This window comes from Sphingomonas sp. GC_Shp_3, assembly GCF_026540945.1.
In the GTDB taxonomy this organism is placed as follows: Bacteria; Pseudomonadota; Alphaproteobacteria; order Sphingomonadales; family Sphingomonadaceae; genus Sphingomonas.
The window spans coordinates 343756-364146 of record NZ_JALNUT010000002.1 but is presented as its reverse complement, the minus strand read 5'-3'; the positions used below and the strand labels follow the sequence as shown (position 1 = coordinate 364146).

Below are 20391 nucleotides of genomic sequence, written 5' to 3'. Positions count from 1 at the left end.
AATTTTGGGTTGAACCCTGATAGGGTTAGGGTCAAATCCGGTCAACATGGCAGGGCAGAACACCGCCGCGTCGCCGCTATTCCTGCGCGAACCCGAGCTTAGGCGCGGGCTCGAACTTTTGTATTTCGGGAACAGCCATCTGACGCGCAGCATCGATCAGGGACTCGCGGACCAGGGTTTGGGCCGGGCGCACCACCGTGCGCTCTATTTCATCGCGCGTCAGCCCGATCTCACGGTTAGCCAGCTGCTCGGGCTGCTGGCGATCACCAAACAGTCGCTGGGGCGCGTCCTCAACGAACTGATCGAACGCGGCCTGGTCGAGATGCGGCCGGGCGACCGCGATCGGCGGCAGCGATTGTTGCGGTTGAGCGATGCCGGGCGCGGTCTGGAGAACCAGCTGTTCGATGCGCTGCGTGAGCGGCTGTCCGCTGCCTATGCCAGCGCGGGGCAGTCGGCGGTGAGCGGCTTCTGGGCGGTGCTCGAAGGGCTGATCCCTCCGGAGGAACGCGTGCGGATCGGCCAGCTCGGCGATTGAGCGCGCCGGTTCAGGCGGAGACCTTTTCCGCAGTCGCCGGCTCACGGTGGCCGCTGATCTCCGCACCGGCATCGCGCGCGAAGCGGACATTCCACAGCGTCGCGCTGAGCGAGATCGCCGTCACCACCCAGAACGCGACTGAAAAATCGCCCAGCGCCGGCGTGATGTGGCCGTTCGCCAGCATCGCCAGATGGAGCGCGATCGCGGCGATGCAGATGCCGAGCGACAGCATCAACTGCTGGAAGGTCGAGTAGAACGACGTGGCGCTGCTCATGTGGCGCTTGTCGACCCCGTCATAGGCGATGGTGTTGTAGGCGGTGAACTGGAACGACATGAAGAAGCCCGAAATCGCCAGCATGCCGAACATCGCCCACACCGGCCAGCTCGGCCGGAACAGTCCGCAGATCGCATAGCCGCCGGTCGCCAGCACACCGTTCCAGATCAGCGCGCGGCGAAACCCGAGACGGCGTAACACGCGCTGCGCCAGACCCTTCATCGCCAGCGACCCGATCGCGGTCGCCACCGTGATCGTACCGCTGCGCGCGGCGGTGAAGCCGAAGCCGACCTGCATCATCAACGGCAGCAGGAACGGTTGCGCGCCCTGCGTGATGCGGGTGATCGAGCCGGCGATGACCGACAGCCGGAAGGTGGGATCGCGCATCAGCGACAGATCCAGGATCGCGCCCTCGCGCCCGCGTGCGTGGCGGATGTAGAAGAACCCTGCCACCGCGCCGATCGCGACCAGCACCGCCGCCGACGTGCCTTCGCCGGGGCGGCTGACCATCTCGAACCCGAACAGCAGGCAGCCGAGCGACAGGCCGCTCAACACGAAGCCGCGCACGTCGAACACGGGCGGCACGTCTTCCTTGATGTTGGCGATGAAGCGCCCGACCAGCCACACGCCGAGCACGCCCATCGGCAGGTTGATGTAGAAGATCCAGCGCCAGTCGAGATAGGTGACGATGAACCCGCCCAGCGGTGGCCCGATGATCGGCCCGATCAGCGCGGGCACGAGCAGCCACGACATCGCGTTGACCATGTCCTGCTTGGCGACCGAACGCAGCAGCACCAGTCGCCCGACCGGGATCATCATCGCGCCGCCGATGCCCTGCAGGAACCGCGACACGACGATCATCTCGAGCGTGCGCGATTGCCCGCAGGCGAGGCTGCCGAGCATGAACAGCACGATCGCGGTGCGGAACACGGTGCGCGACCCATAGCGATCCGCCAGCACGCCCGACGCCGGGATGAAAATCGCAAGCGCGAGCAGATAGGAGGTGAGCGCGATGCTCATTTCCGGCGCGCGGACGCCGAAATCGCGCGCCATCGTCGGCAGCGCGGTGGCGAGCACGGTCGCGTCGACGAACTCCATGAACAGTGCGCTGGCGATGATGAGCGCGACGATCCGGTAATTGGGGCCGGATGTCGCCGGGCCGATATCCTGCGTGGTGGTCAGCGATCCCGCCGCCGGGATGATGCCGTCGCGTACCTCCGCGTTGACCGAGGCGACACCGCGCCGCCGTGGCCGCGAACTCGGGCCGGAGGGGTGGAGAAGGGACATGACGATTACCCGTGGACGAAGTTGACCGCTCTCCCGCGAGAAGGCCGTCCATCTGTCACGCGGGCGTGCCGGGGTGAGCGGGGTATATGGGCGCGGGCGATGGGAATGGAAACCGCAAGGGCGCGGAAAGGTTGCGCGCCGGCCGACGCGCTCGCGCGTTCGCCGGCGTCACGACCGTTTCAGCCGATCGCCATCAGGCTGGCGTTGCCGCCAGCGGCCGTCGTGTTGATCGATGTCGAAACCTCCTCGACCAGCCAGATCGGATCGTAGGCGAGCGGACGTGACGGATTGGCCCGGTATACCGGGACGATCGCGCCCGGCATGGCCGCCACTGCCGCGAGCGTTGCGGAGGCGTCATCCTCGACCAGCGCGACCGCGAACGGCGGCACGCTGCCTTCCGAAAACACCGCCGCCACCGTGGCGGGCAGGCCGATGGGGAGCGGCATGCCCGCCACGGTGGCGGTATTGCCGGTCGCCAGCACCACCGCCATCTGCTCGATCAGTCCGGCTTGCGTGGCGGGCTTGAGCAGCACGCGGCCGCGCGGGTGAAGTTCGTAGAGGTTCCGTTCGCCGACGGGCCCGGGCAGCACGTGCTCGAGCCAGACGGACGAGGCCGCACCATAAAGCAGCGCCCGCGCGGCGGCGTCCGGGTCGGCGTTGCCGAGCCAGTCGGCGAAGTCGCGCAACGCCTTGGGAAAGCGGCCGGTATGTTCGGCAACGTCGGGTGCGATCTGCGTCAGTCGACCGAGGTACAGCGGCCCGCCCGCCTTCGGACCCGTGCCTGACAGCCCACGCCCGCCGAACGGCTGCACGCCGACGATCGCGCCGATCACGTTGCGATTCACGTACAGGTTCCCGGCCTGCACCCGCGCCGTCACCTTGGCCACCGTTGCATCAAGCCGGGTGTGTAGACCGAACGTCAGGCCGTAGCCGGTCGCGTTGATCGCGTCGACCAGCGCAGCCAAGCCGTCGCGGCGGTAGCGCAGCACGTGCAGGACAGGGCCGAACACCTCGCGTTCGACATCGCCGATCGACGCAATCTCGATGATCGCCGGTGCCACGAAGGTGCCATGCGCCGCGTCCTTGGGAAGCGGGGCTTGCGTGACCCGGTGGCCACGCGCGCGCATCGCTTCGATATGGGTGGTGATGCCCGCCTGTGCCTCGGCGGAGATGACCGGGCCGATATCGACCGCAAGCCGGTCGGTACGGCCGAGGCTGAGTTCGGCGAGCGCACCCTTCAGCATCGCCAGCGTGCGGTCCGCCACCTCCTCCTGCAAGCACAGGATGCGCAGCGCAGAGCAGCGCTGGCCCGCGCTGTCGAACGCGGAGGCAATCACGTCCGACACCACCTGTTCGGCGAGCGCGGAGGAATCGACGATCATCGCATTCTGCCCGCCGGTTTCGGCGATCAGGGGAATCGGGTTGCCGGTGGGCGACAGGCGGGTGGAAAGCTGGCGTTGGATCAATCGTGCCACGTCCGTTGAGCCGGTGAACACCACGCCTGCCGTTTGCGGCGCGGCGACCAGCGCCGCACCGATCGCACCATCGCCGGGGAGCAGTTGCAGCGCGTCCATCGGTAAGCCCGCGGCATGAAGCAGGCGCACCGCTTCGGCGGCGATCAGCGGGGTTTCCTCGGCGGGCTTGGCGAGCACGGGATTGCCGGCGGCGAGCGCGGCGACGACCTGTCCGGTGAAAATCGCCAGCGGGAAATTCCACGGGCTGATGCACACCACCGGGCCGAGTGGCGCCTGTTCGAGCGTGAAGGTGCTGCGCGCCTGCTGTGCGTAATAGCGCAGGAAGTCGATGGCCTCGCGCACTTCGGCGATGGCGTTGGGGATCGACTTGCCCGCCTCCCGCACGATCAGGCCGAGCAGGACGGGCATGCGCGCCTGCATCGCCTCGGCGGCGGCTTCAAGGATCGCGGCGCGCTCGGCGACGGGCGTTGCAGCCCAGGTCGAAGCGGCCGCGCGGGTGGCGGCGGCTTGCGCGTGCGCCACCGACGGCTCGAACACGGTGCCGACCACATCGCGGTGATCTGCGGGGTTGAGCACCGGGCGCGCTTCACCCTCGCCGGATGGCGGCGTGGCGATCCAACCGGTCGCCGCACTCTCCCGAAGTGCGGCATGGAGTGCCGCCAGTGCATGTTCGTCGGCAAGGTCGATACCGGCCGAATTGTCCCGATCCGGGTAAAGTCGGGCCGGCAGTGCGATCTGGTCGTGATGCGCGCCGGGGTGCGGCATCGCCCGAACGATCTCTACCGGATCGGCGATCATCGTCTCGATCGGCACCGCGGCATCGTTGATGCGGTTGACGAACGACGAATTCGCGCCGTTCTCGAGCAGGCGGCGCACCAGATAGGCGAGCAGCGTCTCGTGCGTGCCGACCGGCGCGTAGATGCGGCAGGGGCGGTTGAGCCGGTTGCCGCCGACCACCTGTTCGTAGAGCGGTTCGCCCATGCCGTGCAGGCACTGAAACTCGTAGTCGCCGGTGACGAAATCCGGGCCGGCAAGGTGGTAGATGGTGGCGAGCGTCTGCGCGTTGTGCGTGGCGAACTGCGGGAATACGACGTCGCGCGCCGCCAGCAGCTTCCGCGCGCAGGCGACATAGGCGATGTCGGTGTGAAGCTTGCGCGTGTAGACCGGGAAGTCGGCGAGGCCGTCGACCTGCGCGCGCTTGATCTCGGCATCCCAATACGCACCCTTGACGAGGCGGACCATGATGCGGCGATCGGCGCGGCGGGCAAGATCGACGATCCAGTCGATCACGAACGGGCAGCGCTTGCCATAGCCCTGCACGACGAAGCCAAGCCCGTTCCAGCCGCTCAGATCCGGGTCCAGCGCAAGGCTTTCGAGCAGATCGAGCGACAGTTCGAGGCGGTCGGCCTCCTCCGCATCGATGTTGAAGCCGATGTCATAGCGCTTCGCCAGCAGCGCCAGCGCCTTCACGCGCGGCAGCAGTTCGGTCATCACCCGCGCGGCCTGCGCGCGGACATAGCGCGGGTGCAGCGCGGAAAGTTTGATCGAGATGCCCGGCCCGCCATAGATGCCGCGCCCCGCCGAGGCCTTGCCGATCGCATGGATCGCGCGTTCGTAATCGGCGAGGTAGCGGGTGGCATCGGCGGCGGTGGTGGCCGCTTCGCCGAGCATGTCATAGCTGTAGCCGAAGCCCTTAGCCTCAGCCGTGCGCGCACGACGCAGCGCCTCGTCGATGGTCTCGCCGGTGACGAACTGCTCACCCATCATCCGCATCGCGAGATCTACGCCGCGCCGGATCACCGGTTCGCCTGCGCGCGCCACCAGCCGGGTCAGCGCCGCGCCAAGCCCGCTTTCATCCACGCTGCCGACCAGCTTGCCGGTGACGACCAGACCCCAGGTCGCCGCGTTGACGAACAAGGATTTGCCGCCGCCGACATGCGCGCCCCAGTCGCCATCGGCGATCTTGTCGCGGATCAGCGCGTCGCGGGTGGCATCGTCCGGAATGCGCAGCAAGGCCTCGGCGAGGCACATCAGCGCGACGCCCTCCTGAGAGGACAGCGCATATTCCTGCACCAGCCCCTCGACGCCGCCGCCGCGCTTCTGCGCGCGCAGCGTGGTGACGAGGTCGCGGGCGGTGGCGGCGACGTGCGCGCGCATCGTACCGTCCAGCGTCGCCGCCTCGATCAGCGGGGCGAGCGCCTCGGCCTCGTCGCGGCGATAGGCGGCGGTGATCGCGTCGCGCAAAGCAGTGGCGGGGCGGATCGGAGGCGCGAACGCGGTGAAGGGGGCGGGGCTGGTCATGCCTCGAACCTAGCGAAAAGCGCCGAGACTTTTCGGCTTTTCACTAGGCTATGGTGTTCCGGATCGACTTGTTTCGTTGCCCGCGCTAGGCAAACTTCATGGAAAAGGCGGCAAAAGCAGGCGATCTGGACGAGTTCGACAATCGCCTCGTCGCCGCGTTGGTAAAGGACGGGCGGATGACCGTGACCGATCTGGCGGAAGCGGTCGGCCTGTCCAAGACGCCGACGCAGATGCGGTTGCGTCGGCTGATCGCCAGCGGCGTGATCCGCGGGTTTCGCGCGATCGTCGATCCGGCGAAACTCGGGCTCGACCATGTCGCGTTCGCCGAGGTGAAGCTGTCCGACACGCGCGAGGCGGCACTGCGCGCCTTCAACGACGCTGTCCGGCGCATCCCGGAGGTGGAGGAATGTCATATGATCGCCAGCAGCTTCGACTATCTGCTCAAGGTTCGCACCGCCGACATTCGCCGCTACCGCATCGTGCTGGGCGAGAAGATCTCCAGCCTGCCGCATGTCGAGAGTACCTCCACCTTCGTCGCGATGGAAACCGTGAAGGAGCGCGGTGGCTAGATTGCCGTACGCGCGGGTTCGCGATAGCGGGGGGCGCTTGCCAACCTGTCGGATGTGCCAACGATCATGAGTCCGGACCTCTATTACATCCCCTACGACACGTTCCTCGCCGACGTGCGCGCGGTGGCGGCGAGCGTGGCGCAGGGCGACTGGCAGCCGGATTTCGTGATCGGCATTGGGCGGGGCGGCCTGGTGCCGGCGGTGTTCATCTCGCACCAGCTCAACCTGCCGATGCTCTCGATCGATCATTCCTCCAAGGTGGCGGACTTCGCCGACGAACTGCTCGGCAAGGTCGCCCGCAAGAGCGCGGGCGGCGAGCGGCTGCTGTTCGTCGACGACATCAACGATACCGGCGGCACGATCGATCATATTCGCAAGGCGCTGACCGACGCCGGCTGCGACAGCAGCAATCTGCGCTTCGCCGTCGTAATGGACAATGTGCGGTCAAAAGCGCGGGTCGATTACCGCGCCGAGACGATCGACCGGGACAGCGACAAACGCTGGTTCGTGTTCCCGTGGGAAGCGGTCGGCGCCGCCGCGACGATCACGCAGGAGGCGTTGTCGGTGCCCGAACGGCTGGCCTGAACACCTGTCAGGTCGGCCAGCCGTGGTCCCGCGTGAAGCCGAGGAACGCACCCACCCAGTCGACCGGCGTCCCGTCCTTGTGCGCGCTCGGCGGGCCGTGGCCGCCATGTTCGTACACGGTGAGCGCGGCCGGCACCTTGGCGGCGTGGAGCGTCTCGTACATCAGCAGGCTGTTGCGCATCGGCACGACCGGATCGTCGCCGTTGCAGGCGACATAGGTCGGCGGCATGTCGGCAGGGAGATCGAGCTGCGCGGCGTAGCGGCGTTGCCATTCGGCATCGGCGGCGTGGGACCCCAGCAACTCGCGGCGCGACTGCGCGTGCACGCCATCGTCGAACATGGTGATGACCGGGAAGAACAGCCCCGCCACCATCGGCCGTGCCGACAGCCGGTCGGTGGCGTCGGCCGGAGTGTAGACCGCCTGTGCCGACCGAGACGCCAGCCGCGCGGCGAGATGCCCGCCCGCCGAATAGCCGGTGACGGCGACACGCGCGGGATCGATCGTCCAGCGCGTGCCAGCGCCGGCGCGGATCACCCGCATCGCCCGTTGCGCATCCTGAAGCGGCGCATCGGGGCCGGCCGCCCAGCCATCGTGCGGCAGGCGGTACAGCAGTTCGAACGCGGTGATGCCGCGCGCGGCGAAATCGCGCGCGATGCCGCTGCCCTGCCGGCCGACCGCGACGCGCGCATACCCGCCGCCGGGACAGATCAGCACCGCCGCACCGTTGGGGCGGGCGGGCTTCACCACCGTCAGCATGGGTGTGGCGACATGCGGCCAGGCGATATCCTCCGGGTCCGGACGGCTGGCGGAGCGCTGCACGAACTGATCCGCGACGGTGAGACCGTCGCCGCCGGGCGGCGCCTTCGGCCAGAGCGGGAAGCGCTCGACCGCCAGCGCCGTATCGGGTGCGCGCAGCGGTCCCTGTGCGTGCAGCGGCAGCGGCAACATCCCGGCGAGTGCGCCGGCCAGCACAGTGCGGCGGCTCGTCATGCCTCAAGGTCCATCGAACGCATCCTCCGCTATGTGTCGCCATGCTGCCCCGTCCTCTGCCAGAACGGTGCAAGAGGTTTACGCCCAATCCCACAGGACGCAACAACAACCATATCGTGGAATATGGTTTCACATTGCGTTATGCGTGCCGCCCCCCGACGACAGGAGCAGCGCATGAGGTCATACTACGCGGCATTGTCGCTCCTTGGGTTCGTGATTCCCACCGCCGCTTCTGCGAAGCTGACACACTGGTCGATCGAGGCCGAGTCGCCGCAGGCCCGTGTCTCCGAGCGACACGGCACTATCGACATCGATACGCCCAAGGGGCTGACGCTGTGGTGGCGCACGCCGTTGCACGCGCCGGTCACGATCGCGTTCGATGCGATGATGGTGGATCATGGCGGCACCAACGATACGGTGAGCGATCTCAACGCGTTCTGGATGGCCCGCGAGGTCGGTGGCGGGTCGGTGCTGGCGCATCCGCGCAGCGGCGCGTTTGCGGCCTATGACACGCTTCAGACCTATTATGTCGGCATCGGCGGCAACCGCAATACGACCACGCGCTTCCGCCGGTATATCGGTCGGCCCGGTGACCGGCCGCTACGGGCCGAGGACGACCGCCACGCAGCCGCCGACATGCTGAAACCGAACGTCTGGACGCACATCCAGCTGATCGCCGATGGCCATACCGTGGCGGTCGAGCGCGACGGGGTGCGGCTGTTCACGCTGCGGGACGAGCAACCCTATACAAGCGGGCACTTCGGCCTGCGCACGACCTGGAGCCATGTGCGGGTGCGGCATGTGCGAATCCGCGAGGGGGTGGACGCAGGCTGATGATCGCGCGCCGGTCGGCCGGGCGCTACCGCCGCGTGACCACCGCCGCCAGCGCCACCGACGCCGCGATCGCCACGGCGGTTTCGGACAGCGAGTGCGCGTTCCAGTCCCATATTTCCAGCCCGGCATAGCCCGGCATATTGGCGCGGTGGCCGCCGCCGAACTGCTCGATCCACTGGTATTCGCGCTGCGTGATCTCGCGCATGATGCACACTGCGGCACCGGCGAAACAGCCGAGCCACAGCGACGCCCGGGTCGAAGCACCAAGCCGCCAGCCCAGCGCCCAGCACGCCAGCTGGATACCAATGGCAACAGGAACATGTGCGAACATAACGACTTACCGCGCAGGTGCCGGGCCGGGTTGCGCGATCAGGCGACCAGATCCTGCTCCTCGAACGGGGCGCTTTTCACCACCGTGTCGATTGCCAGCAGCCGCTCCAGCAGCGGCTCGAGTCGGTCGAGCGGCCAGCTATTGGGGCCGTCCGACATCGCTTTCGCCGGATCGGGGTGCGTCTCCATGAACAGGCCCGACACGCCCGCCGCCACCGCCGCGCGCGCCAGCACCGGCACATGCTCGCGCGTGCCGCCCGAGGTGGTGCCTTGCCCTCCCGGCAACTGCACCGAATGGGTGGCGTCGAACACGACCGGACAGCCGGTTGCGCGCATGATGGCAAGGCTGCGCATGTCGGAAACGAGGTTGTTGTAGCCGAAGCTAGCGCCGCGTTCGCACACCATGAACGCGTCCGACGGCACGCCGGCCGCTTCCGCCGCCGCGCGCGCCTTGGCAACGACGTGCGTCATGTCGGCGGGAGCGAGGAACTGCGCCTTCTTGATGTTAACCGGCTTTCCGCACGCCGCCACCGCCGCGATGAAATCGGTCTGCCGGGCGAGAAAGGCGGGGGTCTGCAACACGTCGACCACCTGCGCGACGGCACGCACCTGCGCCTCGTCATGCACGTCGGTCAGCACCGGCAAGCCGGTTTCGGCCCGGACTTTTTCGAGGATGCGAAGGCCTTCGTCGATGCCCGGACCGCGAAACGACGTGCCGGAACTGCGGTTCGCCTTGTCGAACGAACTCTTGTAGATCAGCAGCACGCCGAGCCGCTCGCCGATCGCGCGGAGCCGTTCCGCCGTTGCCAGCGCGAACGACTCGCTTTCGATGACACACGGGCCGGCGATGAAGAAGATGCGCCGATCTGGACCAATCTCCTTGCCACACAGAAGCATAATCGTCCTTTGTTCCTTGCCCTGCATACGCTCGTCTCTCTAGGAGAACAGGCGGTCGCTTGCCGCTTCCCTGCGCCGCAGAAGTGCTGGAAGTCAATGCGATGGCGCTTTAGGGGGACGGTATCCGTCCGATGCGCGAGTGTTGAGTATGACTATGCAGGCGACGGCTCCGGGTGGGTACGACGAATCAGGGCTATTATCAGCCCTGCGCACAACGCGAATCGAGATGGATGCGCTGCGCGCGTTATCGGATGCGCTCCGCATGGCGCCGCTGCGCGACAGTTTCGTCGCCTCTGTCAGCAAGATCAGTTCGCACACCGGCCGCTTGATCGTCAGCGGCATGGGCAAGAGCGGTCTGGTTGCGCGCAAGATCGCCGCGACGATGACGTCGACCGGCACGCCCGCCATGTTCCTCCACCCCGGTGACGCGAGTCACGGTGATCTTGGCATGATCGGCCATGGCGACACTGTGCTGGCGCTGAGCTGGTCCGGCGAAACCACCGAATTGGGCGATATCATCGCGTATTGTCGCCGCTTCGGCGTGACGCTGATCGTCGCCACCGCGTGCCCCGACAGCACTGCCGGGCGCGCGGCGGACATCTGCCTTGCGCTGCCGCAGGTGCGTGAGGCGTGCCCGAACGAACTCGCACCGACCTCGTCGACCACGGTGCAGGTCGTGCTGGGCGATGCGCTGGCGGTTGCGCTGATCGAGCGGCGCGGCTTTACCCGGTCGGACTTCCTCACCTTCCACCCCGGTGGCCGGCTCGGCGCGCAGCTTGCCACGGTCGGCCAGTTGATGGCGCGTGGTGATGATGTGCCGGTGGTGCGGATCGGCGCGAGCCTGGTCGACGCGACGATCGAGATGAGCCGAAAGCGCTACGGCTGTACCGCGGTGGTGGATGAAGACGACCGGCTGGTCGGCGCGTTCACCGATGGCGATCTTCGCCGCAGCTTCACCAGCCAGCATCTAGGCGACGACATTCGCCACCACATGACCGCGACGCCGATCTCGATCGTGCCGGAGACGCTGAGTTCGGATGCGCTGCGCATCCTTAACGAACGCGCGGTTTCGGTGCTGTTCGTCTGCGAAAACGAGCGGCTGGTCGGCGCGATCCACCTCCACGATATCCTGCGGGCAGGCGTTGCCTGACGCGATACTGCCCGCCGACGTGCGTTCCGATCTGCCTCCGGACCTGCCACCGGATCTTATCGTCATACCGGCGCGCTACGGTTCGACGCGGCTGCCGGGCAAACCGCTGATTGAGATTGCCGGCCGCAGCCTGTTATCGCGGGTCGTCGCGATCGCGCGCGAAGGCGCCGCCCGCGTCGGCAACGCCGATGTGGTCGTCGCGACCGATGATCCCCGCATCGCCGATCACGCGCGGGATCTCGGCTGCGAGGTGGTGATGACCGACACCGCGATCAGCTCCGGCTCCGGCCGGGCGTGGGCGGTCGCGCGCGGCCGGTCGGTGCCGCCGCCGATCATCGTCAACCTGCAAGGCGACGCGCCGTTCGCGGCGCCGTCGATGATCGCCGCGTTGATCCACGCGCTGCGTGCTGCGGACTGCGCGGTCGCGACGCCGGTGGTGCGGCTCGACTGGGCCGCACTCGATGCGCTGCGCCGGCACAAGTTGGCGTCGCCGTTCAGCGGCACCACCTGCGCGCGGGGTGCCGACGATCGCGCCTTGTGGTTCTCGAAAACCATCATTCCCGCGATCCGTGGCGAGGCGGCGTTGCGCGCGTCGGGCGATCTGTCGCCGGTGTACCGTCACATCGGGCTGTACGCGTATCGCTACGCCGCGCTGCGCCGCTTTGAGGAGACCGCGCCGACGCCGTATGAGGTGCTGGAGGGGCTGGAGCAGCTCCGCTTCCTCGAATCGGGCGCGGATATCCTGACCGTGGAGGTCGCGCCGCCGCGCCACGCGATGTCGGGCATCGACACGCCCGAGGATATCGCAATGGCGGAGGCGCTGATCGCCGAGCATGGCGAACCGCATCTGGCGTGGACGTGATGACGGGCGAGCTGATCGTCACGATCGTGCGACACGGCGATACCTTCGAGATGGGCGAGCCGCCGCGCCGGATCGGGGCGCGCACCGACCTTCCGCTGGTTGCGAACGGTTTGGCGCAGGCGCGGGCGCTTGGCGCGGCGTTTGCGGGCGAGACGTTCGACCGGGTGCTCGCCGCACCACTTCAGCGCACGCGTGCGACCGCCGAGGCGATCCTGGCCGATCGCATGGGTGCGCCCGATCTGTCCACGGCGGACTGGCTGACCGAGATCGACCACGGCCCCGACGAAGGACAACGTGAGGAAGATGTGCTCGCCCGCATCGGCCATGCCGCGCTCGATGCCTGGGACTCGGCGGCGCGTGCGCCGGATGGCTGGATCGTCGATGCCGAGCGCCGCCTTGCCGGCTGGCGTGCGCTGTGGGCGCAGGGCGCGGGCCGGGTGCTGATCGTCACCAGCAACGGCGCGGCGCGCTTTGCTTTGCTGTCCGATGCCGGATTGCAGCGGCAGGCGGCGGCGCTGCCTTCGCTGAAGCTGCGCACCGGCGCTTACGGCACGATCGTGCGCGAGGCGGGCGCTCTCCGCCTGCTCGGCTGGGACCAGCGGCCTTGAGGGCGTCACGCCGCGCTTGCAACGCAGCGGCACTTCCCCGACAGCGCGCGTGATGATCCGCGCAGCCGCCCTCTAGCCCGTCGATGGACACACCGTTGCTCCGTGCACCGCCGTTTCCCGGCGTTGACGCCACCGTGTCGCGCGCCGGTGATGCGCCACCGGCTGAACGGGTGACGCCAAGCGCGATCGACCGGGTGTTCGACGCAATCCGCACTGCGCGCGTCGGCGGGTGCTTCTGGGCGGCGCCCGCCGCGCTCGGCAGCGCCACCATGATCGTGCGCGGCAGCTTGGCGGAGGCTGGCTCGCTGCTCGACGAGGTTGATCCCGCGACGGTGCTTGCGGTGCCGCGCGACGACGCGACCGATCCGTGGTCGCTGCTTCGTGCCGGGCTCACGCTGATCGCGCACGGGGACGATCCGTGGGTGGCGCTGGCGATCATCGCGGGATGTGAGGTCCGGCTGCTGTCCGCCGGGCGCTTCGGGGTGCCGGGTGCGGACCCGGCGGCGCAGCGCGGCCGCGTCGCCGCTGACCTGCTGACCACGCAGTACCGCGACCCGTACTCCGGCGCGGCGGCGGGCATCGACGAGACGATCGCAAAGCTGGCGCAGTGGCGGCGGCTGTTCGAGGCGAACCGCGGGATCGTCGCCGGTTGCGGCTTTAGCTGGTGGAAACGGCGCGAGATCGCGCGGTTCCTGTGGACGCCGACGCAGCGGCTGCGCTTCTTCCGTTCCGAAGCCGGCGCGCTCCGCTATGCGCGTCGGCAGGGCGGGGCGGTGGCGGTGTGGCCGTCACGCGTATCGGCGGCGATGGTGGAGCAGGCGGCGGCGCAGGGCGTGCCGCTGGTGCGGGTCGAGGACGGATTCGTGCGATCGGTCGGACTCGGCAGCAATCTGGTGCCGCCATCATCGGTGACGGTCGACCGGCGCGGCATCCATTACGATCCTGCGCGGGAAAGCGACCTCGAACACCTGCTAGCGCACGACGACTTCTCGCCCGAACTGCTCGCCCGCGCGGCGCATCTGCGCGAGACGATCGTGCGGGCGGGGATCAGCAAATACGCCAGCGGCGGCGCGCATGTGTTCCCGGAACGCATGCCGGGCAAGCGGCTGGTGCTGGTGCCGGGGCAGGTCGAGGATGACATGTCGGTGCGGCTCGGCGGCGCGGGGCTGACCAGCAATCTCGATCTGGTGCGTCGCGCGCGTGCGCTGGAGCCGGATGCCGAAATCTGGTTCCGGCCGCACCCCGATGTCGATGCTGGCCACCGCGTCGGCGCGGTGCGGGACGCCGATGCGCTGCTTCATGCCGACCGGGTGGTGCGCGGCGGCGGCATGGCGGCGCTGCTCGATATCGTCGATGGTGTGCACGTGCTCACCTCGTTGAGCGGATTCGAGGCGCTGTTGCGCGGGCGCGACGTGACCTGCCACGGCGTGCCGTTCTACGCCGGCTGGGGGCTGACCCGCGATCTTGCTGCCGTGCCGGATCGGCGCGGGCGGGCGCTGACGCTGGACGCGCTGGTCGCAGGGGTTTTGATTGCCTATCCGCGCTACCTCGATCCGGTTACCGGGTTGCCGTGCGCGCCCGAAATCCTGATCCGCCGGATGCAGGACGGCGCCGCGCACAACCGGCTCGGCTGGGTAACGCGGCTGAAGCAGGTGCAGGGACGACTGATGAAGCGGCGGACATGAGCGGAGCGGTGATCCTCGACATATCGCGGCTGGTCTCGCGCATCCGGCACCATACGCCCTCGGGGGTGGACCGGGTCGAGATGGCGTATGCGCGGGGATTGCAGGAACGGTACGGCGACCGGCTGCGCTACGCCATCGTGCATCCGTTCGGACGCTACGGGCGGCTGCCAGCGGGCAAGGCGGTGCGGTTTCTCGATCTGCTCGAAGCACGCTGGGCGGAGGAAGATGGCGACGTCAGCCCGCGTTCGTTGCCGCAGGTGCTGCCGGCATTGCTCGGCCTGCTGCCGGAGGCGCCCCGGCCGGTGCTGGGCAGCGTCTATGTGCAGGCCTCGCCGCATCACCTTACCAAGGCCGATCTGGTGCGCCGCATCCTCGCGCGGGAGCAGGCGCGGTTTCTGTGCTTCGTCCACGATCTGATCCCGATCGATTATCCCGAATATGCCCGGCCCAACGGCGCCGACCTCCATCGCCGGCGGATCGAGACGATGGCGGCGTGCGCGGACGGGGTGATCGCCAATTCCGCCGCGACGGCCGCCTCGATCCAACCATGGCTGGAGCGCAGCGGGCGCAAGGTCGATCTCCACGTCGCCCTGCTGGGTACGCAGGCGCTGCCAGCCGGTCCCGCACTGGGCGCGGTGCCGGTTGATCCGTATTTCCTCTGCGTCGGCACGATCGAGCCGCGCAAGAATCACCTGTTGCTGCTCAACCTGTGGCGCGCGATGGCCGAGTCGTTGCCGGCAGTTGCGGTGCCGAAGCTCGTCATCGTCGGGCGGCGCGGGTGGGAGAACGAGCAGGTCGTCGACATGCTGGAACGCTGCCCCGCGCTGGTCGGCCATGTCGAGGAGCGCAACGGCTGTTCGGACCGGGCGCTGACCGTTCTCCTGCGCGGTGCGCGCGCACTGCTGCTGCCGTCGTTCGCGGAAGGGTATGGCATGCCGGTGGCGGAGGCGTTGTCGGTCGGCACGCCAGTGCTGTGCAGCGATTTGCCGGCACTGCGCGAGGCGGGTGGCGATGCGCCCGACTTCCTCGATCCGCTGGACGGGCCGGGTTGGCGCGCGGCGGTCCTCGATCACCACGGTGGCGGCCCGATGCGGGCGGCGCAGCTACGCCGCGTGGCGCAGTGGCGTTCGCCGACCTGGGAGGATCACATCACGGTCGTGTGCGACGCGATCGAGGCGTTGCGCGGTTAGCGGCGCTTGGCGGGGACTTCGGTGCCGAACACCCAATCCCAGAAGATCGCGGTGATCGCATAATTGCCCTCCTCGCGCGCGTGATGGTGGCGCAGGTGGTGGCGACGCAACTGGCGCAAAATCGGGCCGCGCATCGGCAACTGGTGGCAGGCGTAATGCACGCAGTCATAGCTGACATAGCCGATGCCGAAGCCGAGGAAGACCACCGACCCGGCCGGTCCGAACATCGCGTACAGCAGCGCCCATACGCCGAGCGAGATCGTCACGCTCACCACCGGCGGCATCAGGTTGCGCATCCGGTCGTTCGGCACGGTGTGATGATTGCCATGCGTCAGGAAGATCAGCGCCCGGCCGAACCGCGACTCGAGCTTCATGTGGAACAGGAACCGGTGCATCGCATATTCGAACAGCGACCAGATCAGCAGGCCGGCGAACACCAGCCCGACCCACGCGAACACGTTGGTCACGCCCCAGCTCGCCCACAGCGCGACCGCGAGGAACACCGTCCAAGTCAACGCAAAGGCGATCGGCGAGATCAGCGTGAACTGTTCCAGCAGATCGTTTCGAAACAGTCTGACACGTTTCGGGTCGGCCCCGGACTTCATCATCGACAGTTTCGCTTTTTCCCGGATCGACGCACATACATTAGCACGGTATGGCCACCGCCCGCCACCGCCTGTCAAGCTGCAATGCAGCAAAACGCGCTGCAAGCCCGAAAGGTGACGATGGGATGTATGTAAGCCACAGTGCGATGACCGTTACGCGGCAAGGGGTTGCTGCTTCGTGAACCGCATCCTCATCACCGGGGCTTCGGGCGGGCTTGGGATGGCGCTGGCGCGGGAATATGCGGCGCCGGGACGGACATTGCTGCTGTGGGGGCGGGACCGTGCCCGGTTGGAATCCGTTGCCGCCACCAGCCGGGCGGCGGGCGCGGTGGTGGCGATCCGTTCGCTCGACCTGACCGACGTCGCCGCCGCGATCGCCGCGATCGAGGCGGATGATGCCGCCGGCACGATCGACCTGGCGATATTCGCCGCCGGGCTTGGCGACATTCGCGCGCCGGGTGCGCGTGTGGAAGATGCCGGACAGGTCGCGCGGCTGGGCATCGTCAATTTCGTCGCGCCGGCGGCGCTGGCGTCCGCGATCGCGGCGCGGATGGCGACACGCGGGCGGGGGCAGGTGGTGCTGGTCGGTTCGGCGGCGGCGTTCCACGCGTTGCCGTTCGCAAGCGGCTATGCCGGTTCGAAAGCCGGGCTGGCGCGGTTCGCGGATGCGCTAAGGATCGGCGCGCGCGAGCATGGCGTATCGGTGACGCTGGTCTCGCCCGGGTTTATTAAAACCGCCGCCGCCCATGCCACGCCGGGTCCGAAACCGTTCAGCCTGTCGCCTGCGCAGGCGGCCGCGCGTATCGCGGCGGCGGCGGCGCAGGGGCGCGCGCATGTCGTGATGCGGTGGCCGTTCGCAGGCTTGCGCTGGTTCGACCGGCTGCTGCCGCGCGGTCTGCGGGACCGTCTGTTGCGAGCGCTTACGCCGCCGGGGCACTGACGCAGGCCAGCACGGCGTGGTGCAGGTCGGCCGGCGTCACATCGACGCGCTCGCCCGTCCCGATCGGCGTGCCGCCCGGCCCGAAGCGGAGCATGACATACGGCGTGTGGCGATCCGCGCCGGGCATGCTGACGCCGGGGATGCTCGGGCGATGATCGCCGTAGAACACCAGCAGCGCCGGCCGACCGTCGGCGGCAAGTCGCGCGGTGAGATCGGTCAGCATCGCGTCGCTGCTGCGGACATGCTTCAGATACGAGTCGAGTTCGCCGGCTGCGCCGTCTTCGCCGTGCCAGGGGCCGTGATTCTCCATCGTCACCGCATAGACGAAGGTGGGGCCGGCCGTGCCCGCGACGAGATCGCCGAGCATCGTGCCGAGGGTGCGGTCGTCGACATAGCGGCCGCCCTGCGGCGAGGTCGACGCAAACGCCTCCAGCCCGATCACCCGGTCGAACCCGCTCGCCGGCATCAGCCGGTCGCGGCCGTAGAAGCGCATGTCGTGTGGGTGCACAAACGTACAGCGATAGCCTGCGCCGCCGAATCGCGCGGACAATGCATGTGAGGTTTCACCGTGCGCGCTGAGGAACGGATCGTAACGGCGAAACCCCAAAGCCGCCTCGCTGCGGCCGAACAACACGCCGTATTCGGTGCGCATCGTGTACGCGCCGAACCCGCTGACGGCGAGGTCGCCGTGGCGCCAGGCCTGCGCGCGCACCGCGGCGAGGCCGGGCAGCGCATGGCGGGCATCGCCGGTGATCGCGACCGGATCGGCGAACGACTCGCACTGGATGACGACGATCACCTCGGGCGGGGCGTGATGTGACCGGTTTACCTGGATCGGAACGGCGGCGGGCGGATCGGCGGTTTCGCGCCAGCGCAGCCAGTATGTCAGCAACGTCGTGATCAACCCGTAATCGCGTAGATCCGGTTCGAGGGCAGGGGTCTGCATTGCTTCGACGAGCCACCGGCTCCGTAGACAAAGCAACAACCCGATCCCCGCACCCCCCGTCAGGACAGCGCCGGTGAGATGCGCGGGCGCGCTCCACGATACTTGCGAAATCAGCACCAGCGCGGCGGCCAGCGTCGCTACGCCGGCCAGCCAGCGTTGCCGCAACGATACGGCGGTGAAGTAGAAGCGCGGGTGCCGCACCACCGCCGCGAGCAGCGCCAGATCGGAAAACACCAGCGGCTCACCCAGCATCCGGTGCTTGGCATTAGAGGCGACGGCCAGCACCGCGACCATTCCGGTGGCGAGCACTGCCGCCACCACGCTGTTGCCGGCGACGGCAAGGAACAGGCCGAACACCCCCGTCACCGTCAGCACATGCACGGCGACGCCGGACAGACGCCGCAATCGTCCGCGGCGCGGGTGTACCCCCGCATCGAGCAGCAGCGTGACGATAAGCGACGCCAGCAGGAAAAACACGATCGTTGTCACAAGTATCGCGTTGCCCGCCTCGATTACGCCATGTGTCGCGCCCACTATAGCGTTGCGACAGCGCGCTCTATAACCGGCTGCCGTGAGAGTGTCACCGCTTGCACCGGCCGCGCTTGCCAGTGTCGGTGCGATGTTTATTGCGGCGCCGCACGGGTACGGTGCATGTTGGCGCCGCTGACGACGAAAGAGGAATGCCGGATGTCCAAGCTGTTCGCCGACGGAGTGGCCGTAGCGCCACATGTCGCCGCGCCTGGGCTTCCGGAGGCGTTGCCGAGCCGCAACGTGCTGCTGCTGCAGGGCCTGATGGGCCCGCTGTTCCGGCGCGTCGGCGAGGCGCTGCGCCGCGATGGCTACGGCGTTTACAAGGTCAACTTCAATGGCGGCGACCGGCTGTTCTGGCGGTTGCCGGGCGGCATCGATTATCAGGGGACGCCCGAGGAATGGCCGGCGGCGCTCACCCGGATCATCGCCGAGCGCCAGATCACCGACGTGGTGCTGTTCGGCGATTGCCGCCCGCTGCACATGGCGGCGATCGCGGTGTGCCGCGAAGCGCGTGTGCCGGTGCATGTCTTCGAGGAAGGCTATATCCGCCCCGACTGGGTGACGCTGGAGCTGGGCGGCGTGAATGGCCATTCGACGCTGCCGCGCGATCCCGCCTGGTACCGTGCCGAGGCCGCCGCGCTGCCGCCGGCGCCCGAGCATCATCCGGTACCCTCGTCGTTCCGCCGCCGCGCGCTGGAGGGGCTCGCCTACAACGCCGCCGACGTGCTGACCCGCTGGCATTATCCGCATTGGGAGACGCATCGGCCGTGGCATCCGCTCGTCGAGGGGATGGGTTGGCTGCGCCGGTTGCTGCGGCGGCAGGCGGCGGCGGTTCGGTCGCAGGCGGTACTGGCAGCGCTGGAGGCAAGCGCCGAGCCGTACATGCTGTTCCCGCTCCAGCTCGATTCGGACGCGCAGATCCGTCTGCACTCGTCCTTCGCCGGTATCGCCGACGCGCTCCGCATGGTGATCGCCTCGTTCGCGAGCCATGCGCCGGCGGGGATGCGGCTGGTGGTGAAGGAGCATCCGCTCGACAACGGCGTGCGGGACTGGCGGAAGGAAACCGCCGCGCTCGCCCGTATGCACGGTGTCGGCAATCGCGTGGACTATCTCGAGACGGGCGATATCGTGCCGGTCGCGCGCCGATCGGAAGGCGTGGTGACGATCAACAGCACCAGCGGCACGCTGGCGCTGGCGCTCGACGTGCCGGTGATCGCGCTCGGGCAGGCGGTGTACGACATCGCGGACGTCACCTACCAGGGGCGGCTCGACGATTTCTGGCGCAAACCCGGCAAGCCCGACGCCGAAACCTTCGCCGCCTTCCGCCGCGTGCTGATCGATCGTTGTCTCGTTGCGGGCGGGTTCTTTTCGAAAGAGGCGCTCGACAAGGTGGTGGAGGGAGTCGTCACCCGGCTGGAGGCGGCCAGCCCGCTGCAGGGCGGCGTGCCGGCGGTCAAGTCCTCGACCGGCTGGACGAACATGCTCGCGGGGGAGTGAACTCCTAGGCTGGGTACCGCGCTGCCGAAGCCGGGAGGGGCCAGTCCGAAGTGCCTGCGCCGAGTTGATTGCGGATGAGAAGCGTGAGTGGCCGACACGCGAAGCCGGTGCAGGGCCGGCGCAGCGCGGTGACAGGATGACTGGGCGCGGCGCTCAGCCCCGCCGTCTGCGCCGCTGCCGGATGTGGTGAAATGGCCAGTCCGAACGCCAGCAGCAGGGGCGTGCGACGGGTCCGGCCACGACGGGTCAATCTTGAGCACGGTGTCAGCCGGTCGCGGGCGCGCGACCGGCCGTAAGGG

18 protein-coding genes are annotated in these 20391 nt (G+C 68.3%); 11 read left to right on the top strand and 7 right to left on the bottom strand.

Features of this window, described 5'->3' with window-relative positions:
* The first annotated feature begins 46 nt into the window (after nucleotides 1-46).
* Nucleotides 47-535: a helix-turn-helix domain-containing protein gene (locus OXR00_RS07365; RefSeq protein WP_267387495.1), complete on the top strand. Its 489-nt coding sequence runs from the start codon at nucleotides 47-49 to the stop codon at nucleotides 533-535.
* Nucleotides 536-545: 10 nt separating this feature from the next.
* Here the strand turns inward: OXR00_RS07365 and OXR00_RS07360 are convergent, their stop codons facing one another.
* Complete coding sequence (locus OXR00_RS07360; protein WP_242147384.1) at nucleotides 546-2096, bottom strand: MFS transporter; 1551 nt, start codon at nucleotides 2094-2096, stop codon at nucleotides 546-548.
* Nucleotides 2097-2275: 179 nt separating this feature from the next.
* Nucleotides 2276-5872, bottom strand: a complete 3597-nt coding sequence (gene putA / locus OXR00_RS07355) for a trifunctional transcriptional regulator/proline dehydrogenase/L-glutamate gamma-semialdehyde dehydrogenase (protein ID WP_267387491.1) — start codon at nucleotides 5870-5872, stop codon at nucleotides 2276-2278.
* 98 nt (nucleotides 5873-5970) lie between these two features.
* Here putA and OXR00_RS07350 point away from each other — a divergent pair, with 98 nt between their 5' ends.
* Nucleotides 5971-6441, top strand: coding sequence for an Lrp/AsnC family transcriptional regulator (locus tag OXR00_RS07350; RefSeq protein ID WP_267387490.1), 471 nt, complete (start codon nucleotides 5971-5973; stop codon nucleotides 6439-6441).
* A gap of 66 nt (nucleotides 6442-6507) precedes the next feature.
* Nucleotides 6508-7026: a phosphoribosyltransferase family protein gene (locus tag OXR00_RS07345; protein ID WP_267387489.1), complete on the top strand. Its 519-nt coding sequence runs from the start codon at nucleotides 6508-6510 to the stop codon at nucleotides 7024-7026.
* A 7-nt stretch (nucleotides 7027-7033) separates the two neighbouring features.
* Here the strand turns inward: OXR00_RS07345 and OXR00_RS07340 are convergent, their stop codons facing one another.
* Nucleotides 7034-8017, bottom strand: coding sequence for an alpha/beta hydrolase (locus OXR00_RS07340; RefSeq protein ID WP_267387488.1), 984 nt, complete (start codon nucleotides 8015-8017; stop codon nucleotides 7034-7036).
* Nucleotides 8018-8191: 174 nt separating this feature from the next.
* On the opposite strand from OXR00_RS07340, the gene OXR00_RS07335 reads away from it, so the two are divergent.
* Nucleotides 8192-8851 carry a DUF6250 domain-containing protein gene (locus tag OXR00_RS07335; RefSeq protein WP_267387487.1) on the top strand — a complete coding sequence of 220 codons (660 nt, stop codon included), beginning with the start codon at nucleotides 8192-8194 and terminating at the stop codon, nucleotides 8849-8851.
* Between the two features lie 25 nt (nucleotides 8852-8876).
* On the opposite strand, the gene OXR00_RS07330 is transcribed toward OXR00_RS07335, so the two are convergent.
* Both OXR00_RS07330 and kdsA read right to left on the bottom strand, forming a co-directional pair.
* A complete protein-coding gene (locus tag OXR00_RS07330) occupies nucleotides 8877-9182 on the bottom strand; it encodes a hypothetical protein (protein ID WP_267387486.1) in 306 nt (101 codons plus the stop codon).
* 38 nt (nucleotides 9183-9220) lie between these two features.
* Complete coding sequence (gene kdsA / locus OXR00_RS07325; protein WP_267387484.1) at nucleotides 9221-10078, bottom strand: 3-deoxy-8-phosphooctulonate synthase; 858 nt, start codon at nucleotides 10076-10078, stop codon at nucleotides 9221-9223.
* A gap of 226 nt (nucleotides 10079-10304) precedes the next feature.
* Here kdsA and OXR00_RS07320 point away from each other — a divergent pair, with 226 nt between their 5' ends.
* The 5 genes from OXR00_RS07320 to OXR00_RS07300 all read left to right on the top strand — a co-directional run bounded on the left by OXR00_RS07320 (nucleotide 10305) and on the right by OXR00_RS07300 (nucleotide 15573).
* On the top strand, nucleotides 10305-11228 hold the full coding sequence (locus OXR00_RS07320) for a KpsF/GutQ family sugar-phosphate isomerase (RefSeq protein ID WP_267387483.1): 924 nt from the start codon (nucleotides 10305-10307) through the stop codon (nucleotides 11226-11228).
* Nucleotides 11229-11286: 58 nt separating this feature from the next.
* Nucleotides 11287-12090 (top strand): manno-octulosonate cytidylyltransferase, encoded by an 804-nt coding sequence (locus tag OXR00_RS07315; RefSeq protein WP_267387909.1) that lies wholly within the window; start codon nucleotides 11287-11289, stop codon nucleotides 12088-12090.
* Nucleotides 12090-12698, top strand: coding sequence for a histidine phosphatase family protein (locus OXR00_RS07310; RefSeq protein ID WP_267387482.1), 609 nt, complete (start codon nucleotides 12090-12092; stop codon nucleotides 12696-12698). Before OXR00_RS07315 ends, OXR00_RS07310 begins: the two co-directional genes overlap by 1 nt.
* A gap of 83 nt (nucleotides 12699-12781) precedes the next feature.
* Nucleotides 12782-14383, top strand: a complete 1602-nt coding sequence (locus OXR00_RS07305) for a beta-3-deoxy-D-manno-oct-2-ulosonic acid transferase (RefSeq protein WP_267387481.1) — start codon at nucleotides 12782-12784, stop codon at nucleotides 14381-14383.
* Nucleotides 14380-15573, top strand: coding sequence for a glycosyltransferase family 1 protein (locus tag OXR00_RS07300; RefSeq protein WP_267387480.1), 1194 nt, complete (start codon nucleotides 14380-14382; stop codon nucleotides 15571-15573). Before OXR00_RS07305 ends, OXR00_RS07300 begins: the two co-directional genes overlap by 4 nt.
* Here the strand turns inward: OXR00_RS07300 and OXR00_RS07295 are convergent.
* On the bottom strand, nucleotides 15570-16181 hold the full coding sequence (locus OXR00_RS07295; RefSeq protein WP_267387479.1) for a sterol desaturase family protein: 612 nt from the start codon (nucleotides 16179-16181) through the stop codon (nucleotides 15570-15572). The genes OXR00_RS07300 and OXR00_RS07295 overlap by 4 nt on opposite strands.
* A 175-nt stretch (nucleotides 16182-16356) precedes the next feature.
* Here OXR00_RS07295 and OXR00_RS07290 point away from each other — a divergent pair, with 175 nt between their 5' ends.
* Nucleotides 16357-17118, top strand: coding sequence for an SDR family NAD(P)-dependent oxidoreductase (locus OXR00_RS07290; RefSeq protein WP_267387478.1), 762 nt, complete (start codon nucleotides 16357-16359; stop codon nucleotides 17116-17118).
* Here OXR00_RS07290 and OXR00_RS07285 read toward each other — a convergent pair.
* On the bottom strand, nucleotides 17099-18553 hold the full coding sequence (locus tag OXR00_RS07285) for an LTA synthase family protein (RefSeq protein WP_267387476.1): 1455 nt from the start codon (nucleotides 18551-18553) through the stop codon (nucleotides 17099-17101). The genes OXR00_RS07290 and OXR00_RS07285 overlap by 20 nt on opposite strands.
* A gap of 198 nt (nucleotides 18554-18751) precedes the next feature.
* Between OXR00_RS07285 and OXR00_RS07280 the strand changes: the two genes are divergently transcribed.
* Nucleotides 18752-20092 carry a capsular biosynthesis protein gene (locus OXR00_RS07280; protein WP_267387475.1) on the top strand — a complete coding sequence of 447 codons (1341 nt, stop codon included), beginning with the start codon at nucleotides 18752-18754 and terminating at the stop codon, nucleotides 20090-20092.
* Nucleotides 20093-20391 lie beyond the last annotated feature (299 nt).